This is a genomic window from Pseudomonadota bacterium, assembly GCA_023229365.1.
GTDB lineage: Bacteria > Myxococcota_A > Polyangia > JAAYKL01 > JAAYKL01 > JALNZK01.
Genome location: JALNZK010000225.1, coordinates 1 through 4,463, shown reverse-complemented (window position 1 = coordinate 4,463; position 4,463 = coordinate 1). Strand labels below are relative to the sequence as shown.

Sequence of the window (4,463 nt, the reverse complement as noted above, 5' to 3'; positions counted from 1 at the left end):
CTCATCCCCTGTCGCGGTAGAAGGTGTAACACCAAGCTCCTTACCTACATCGACGGCAGGCTCACCGCGACAGGGGATGAGTGCTACATAGTGGGCGAGACGCCGAACGATCCACGATACGTCGATGCTTTCCCCCAGCGCATCACTTACTATAATTCGATACTTCTGTGCAAAAAGCACCATAGGTTAATCGATAGCGATCCTGATACCTATACTGTCAAGGTGCTCCACGATATGAAGGACGCGCACGAGGCAGCTGTGGAGAAGGAGTCCAGGAAGGACGCTCACACGCCGCCTGCCAGGACGAATGACGAAGAACTGTTGAAGGCGATCAGAAGAGCGCAACGAGAGGGTTGATTAAATGAACTTGAAAGAAATCAGAGCTTCACTTGAATCAGCTGGTTTACATACCATTGTAATTCAAGACAGTCTTTGGGATACTCCATTAGCAGAATTCGGCATCAATTTGGTTATGGAAGGTGATCTCGAAGACTTTATCAAATCGGTTAAAGTGCTTAATGAAAATGTCGTTTTTATCAACGTAAGCAAATTGGAAGAAGACGATTTCATCTATGAGTTAGAACGATACGATGAGCTATCTGGCGAGGATACGACCATAGACTATAGACTTTCAGATGTTTTACATAAAATTAAAGACTTTGAGACGTATATAGGTCAAGATTGTAAGTTTGAATTATCGGTGTTTTTTAAGAATCAGGTCCTGTTATTTAACCAAGACGAGAAATGGTGGACCCAATTTGAAACACTAAGAGGCGAAGCTATAGGAAAAATAAAGGACCGCGAAAACCTTCGAATTGGGAAACTAGGAGAAGAGATTTCACAAAAACAACAAGTGTTACTTGATAAGTTGAAAACTCTTATTACGGATATCAGTTTTGTGCGTCTTGCAACACGTAAAAATACGACTCAGCTAGACATGAGAACATATGCTCGCGAAGCCATCCCCGAGCTTAGAGATCTAAATGAAGAAAGCTTTAAACAGGGACTTCAACAACTTAGAAGTGAAATCAAGGCACAGATGATAAGGAACAAGTGAGCTATAGGGTGGGCTCGGCCCACGATTTATCATCGGCAGGAAATATATGTCGCCCGCTAAAAAAGACTCCGATAAAATGAACAAGCTCGCCGAGCAGGTGCGGCGCGAGCGCGTGAAGTGGGACCAGAGCTATCGCGGCCAGGCGCTGAAGATACTGCCCCACATCTGCTCTCACTGCGGCCGCGAGTTCTCCGGCAAGCAACTAAAAGAGCTAACCGTACATCATAAGGACAACGACCATCTCAATAATCCCCCCGATGGCAGCAACTGGGAGCTGCTCTGCATCTACTGCCACGATAACGAGCACACCAGGATGCTGCAAAGCCACGGCTATGTTGCTCCGCAGCCAGGTGCCAGCGGACAGTCGCGCTCCACGTACAAGCCTTTTGAGAACCTCAAAGCGCTGTTGGGCGATGAGTCGAAGGAAGAGGATTGAGAGGACTCTTGGGAAGAGGTGCAGGAGAGTTTTCTACTGCCGGGAATCCTATTGACATCGACTGTGCTACGTTATAACCTATCTGAACACATTAATGGCTACAACGTCAAAATATGACGATTAGTAATATAAAAAGGAGGGCATATGCCTTATTTTGGTGGAATCTTTGGGCTTATCGTTCTGGTGCTGGATATCTTTGCGATCTGGGACTGCTTAAACAAATCTTATGCAATAGAGAAAAAGATTCTGTGGATCGTCTTGATTATCATACTGCCGATAATCGGCTTAATCCTGTATTTCCTTTTAGGCAGAAAATAGTCTGCCAAAACATCAGTTTTACGTAGTCCACTGATCGACGTGACTTCCGATCGGCCATAGCGAACCGATGGTATGGCTATACTAAAGGTATATCCTATGAAAAACATTTTGTGCACTATCGTCCTGGTAATTATGAGCGTCGTTTCCATTACGGCTTGCTCCAACGAAAGTCAGAATGTAATCGAGGAAGCGACGCCGACCGCGACCGTGCAGGCGAGCACGCCGACCGTGACGCCGGAAGACACACATTCCGCAGTGCCATCGATACCTACCCAACCCCCGACTGCATCAATAATCATAGACCATCGCTGCGCCGATCTCGACAGCATACCGCAAGAGTGGATAGAGCAGGCCAAGAGCGACCTCGTTATCGCGTATGGCCACACATCGCACGGAAGCCAGATAACCACGGGAATGACGGGGTTGGTTGGCTTCGCCGGCGACCTGTACGCATGGAACGAGGACGGCTCAAGCGGGGCGTTGCAGGTCAAGGATGGCGGGCTGGGAGATGCCAGCGATCTGGGAAACCCGAACTTCACAGCATGGGAGTCGACCACGAGGAGCTATCTCGACTCTCACCCGTCGACGAACGTGGTCATGTGGTCATGGTGCGGACAGGTGAGCGGGGTCTCATCCGATGATATCGATACTTACCTCAGCCTCATGAGCGGGCTTGAGGATGATTATCCAAGTGTCCATTTTGCTTACATGACGGGCCACACCGACGGCTCCGGGCTCGAAGGCAACCTGCACATTCGAAACCAGCAGATCAGGGACTACTGCATCGCGAATAACAAAGTACTGTACGACTTCGAGGATATAGAGAGCTACGATCCGGACGGCAACTACTTCGGCGACAGGTACGTTACCGACAGCTGCGATTACGATGGCGGCAACTGGGCCGTCGAGTGGCAGGACTCGCATACGGAAGGAGTCGACTGGTACCAGTGCTCCTCGGCGCACAGCCAGCCGCTGAACGCCAACCTCAAGGCCTATGCGGCGTGGTGGCTCTGGACCCGGCTGTCCGGCTGGAGTGGTAATATATAATCGTTCAATCATATCAATGAGAGGTGTTATATGGAGTTTAAGATTGTTCAGATCGACAAACCGGAGGGTATGAATTTTATCCTGGGACAGACGCACTTCATCAAGAGTGTTGAGGATATACACGAAGCGCTGGTGCAGGCCGTGCCGGGCATCAAGTTCGGCCTGGCGTTCTGCGAGGCCAGCGGCCCCACGCTGGTGCGCGCCTCGGGAACCGAAAAGGAACTGATAAAAATGGCAAAGAAGAACGCCCTGCTGCTGGGCGCCGGACACTCCTTCATCATCATGCTCGGCGAAGGATACTTCCCCCTGAACGTGCTGAACACCGTGAAGGTGGTTCCGGAGGTCTGCCATGTCTTCTGCGCCACCGCCAATCCGACACAGGTGATCATAGCCGAGAGCGAGCAGGGGAGGGGCATCCTGGGCGTAATCGACGGATACAGCGCCAGAAAGGCCGAGACCGAAGGCGACCTGTCCAAACGCAAGGAGTTTCTCAGGAAGATCGGATACAAACTATAGAATCGACTAATCTGGAAAAGGAAATCGATGAGTGTAAAAATCAGAAAAGCTGATATTGAAGATGCGAAAGGCATCGCCGAACTGCTGAAGAAGGCCGATATGTCCGTTTACACGACTCATACGCCTTACAATATGACGGCCGATAACATAGCGAAGCATATAAAGCTGTGCCACGCCAGCGAGAGTCACACGGTTTACGTGGCGGAGAACGCTGACGGCGGAATTGTCGGCTACTTAGGGGCGCACTGGCTGCCCTACCTCTTCCTCGACGGGCCTGAGGGATATCTCTCGGAGCTTTTCATCGATGAATCGTATCGCGGCAACAGCATCGGCACAAAGCTGCTGGAGACAGCGAAGGAGGAGGCCAAGAAGCGCGGCTGTTCCAGACTGCTGCTGCTGAACAGCAGGTCGCGCGAGTCCTACCGGCGCTCGTTCTACCGCAAGAAGGGCTGGGAGGAGCGCGAGGAAGCGGCCAACTTTGTCTATAACTTGAAGTAGGAGGGCCGATATCGACGACCTCGGAGCTAATCCTAAAACCAGCGAAACGGCTACCCTGGCTGGCGGCTGCTTCTGGTGCCTGGAAGCCGCGTTCAATGAGCTGAGGGGAGTCGAGCGCGTCGTATCCGGCTACACGGGAGGGGTGGTGCCAAACCCTAGCTATGAGCAGGTGTGCAGCGGGGGGACGGGCCACGCCGAGGCGGTGCAGGTCATGTTCGACCCGAGTGTTATTTCATATCGAGATGTCCTCGACGTCTTCTTCTCCTTACACGATCCGACCACGCTGAACCGCCAGGGCAACGATGTCGGCACGCAGTATCACTCGGTGATTTTCTATCACAGCGACGAACAGAAAGCGGTCGCGGAGCAAACAGTTCGAGAGCTCGATTCGTCGAAGATTTTGAGCAGTCCGATTGTCACCGAAATCGTTCCACTCGACGCATTCTATCCAGCCGAGGATTATCATCAGGATTACTATGCGAACAACAGCGCCCGGCCGTACTGCCGCGCAGTCATAAACCCCAAACTGGTCAAGCTTCGCAAGCAGTATGGCGACAGATTGAAAATGTAGGGGCATCCTTCCATATACTT

8 protein-coding genes are annotated in these 4,463 nt (G+C 51.4%); all 8 read left to right on the top strand.

Annotated elements, in window-relative coordinates:
* The coding region (locus M0R80_31425; protein ID MCK9464154.1) for a hypothetical protein at positions 1–357 on the top strand (357 nt) is incomplete at its 5' end.
* A gap of 4 nt (positions 358–361) precedes the next feature.
* Positions 362–1,057: a hypothetical protein gene (locus M0R80_31420; protein ID MCK9464153.1), complete on the top strand. Its 696-nt coding sequence runs from the start codon at positions 362–364 to the stop codon at positions 1,055–1,057.
* Between the two features lie 76 nt (positions 1,058–1,133).
* Positions 1,134–1,493: a YajD family HNH nuclease gene (locus tag M0R80_31415; GenBank protein ID MCK9464152.1), complete on the top strand. Its 360-nt coding sequence runs from the start codon at positions 1,134–1,136 to the stop codon at positions 1,491–1,493.
* A 144-nt stretch (positions 1,494–1,637) separates the two neighbouring features.
* Complete coding sequence (locus M0R80_31410; protein ID MCK9464151.1) at positions 1,638–1,811, top strand: PLDc N-terminal domain-containing protein; 174 nt, start codon at positions 1,638–1,640, stop codon at positions 1,809–1,811.
* A 96-nt stretch (positions 1,812–1,907) separates the two neighbouring features.
* On the top strand, positions 1,908–2,858 hold the full coding sequence (locus M0R80_31405) for a hypothetical protein (protein MCK9464150.1): 951 nt from the start codon (positions 1,908–1,910) through the stop codon (positions 2,856–2,858).
* Between the two features lie 30 nt (positions 2,859–2,888).
* Positions 2,889–3,374 carry an adenosine-specific kinase gene (locus M0R80_31400; protein MCK9464149.1) on the top strand — a complete coding sequence of 162 codons (486 nt, stop codon included), beginning with the start codon at positions 2,889–2,891 and terminating at the stop codon, positions 3,372–3,374.
* 27 nt (positions 3,375–3,401) lie between these two features.
* Positions 3,402–3,872 (top strand): GNAT family N-acetyltransferase, encoded by a 471-nt coding sequence (locus tag M0R80_31395; GenBank protein ID MCK9464148.1) that lies wholly within the window; start codon positions 3,402–3,404, stop codon positions 3,870–3,872.
* A gap of 10 nt (positions 3,873–3,882) precedes the next feature.
* Positions 3,883–4,443 carry a peptide-methionine (S)-S-oxide reductase MsrA gene (msrA, locus tag M0R80_31390; GenBank protein MCK9464147.1) on the top strand — a complete coding sequence of 187 codons (561 nt, stop codon included), beginning with the start codon at positions 3,883–3,885 and terminating at the stop codon, positions 4,441–4,443.
* The last annotated feature ends 20 nt before the right edge of the window (positions 4,444–4,463 follow it).

Coding starts and splice junctions, on each gene's coding strand:
- M0R80_31400 (MCK9464149.1), top strand. CDS start 2,889: ATGGAGTTTAAGATTGTTCAGATCGACAAACCGGAGGGTATGAATTTT.
- M0R80_31415 (MCK9464152.1), top strand. CDS start 1,134: ATGAACAAGCTCGCCGAGCAGGTGCGGCGCGAGCGCGTGAAGTGGGAC.
- M0R80_31395 (MCK9464148.1), top strand. CDS start 3,402: ATGAGTGTAAAAATCAGAAAAGCTGATATTGAAGATGCGAAAGGCATC.
- M0R80_31405 (MCK9464150.1), top strand. CDS start 1,908: ATGAAAAACATTTTGTGCACTATCGTCCTGGTAATTATGAGCGTCGTT.
- M0R80_31420 (MCK9464153.1), top strand. CDS start 362: ATGAACTTGAAAGAAATCAGAGCTTCACTTGAATCAGCTGGTTTACAT.
- M0R80_31410 (MCK9464151.1), top strand. CDS start 1,638: ATGCCTTATTTTGGTGGAATCTTTGGGCTTATCGTTCTGGTGCTGGAT.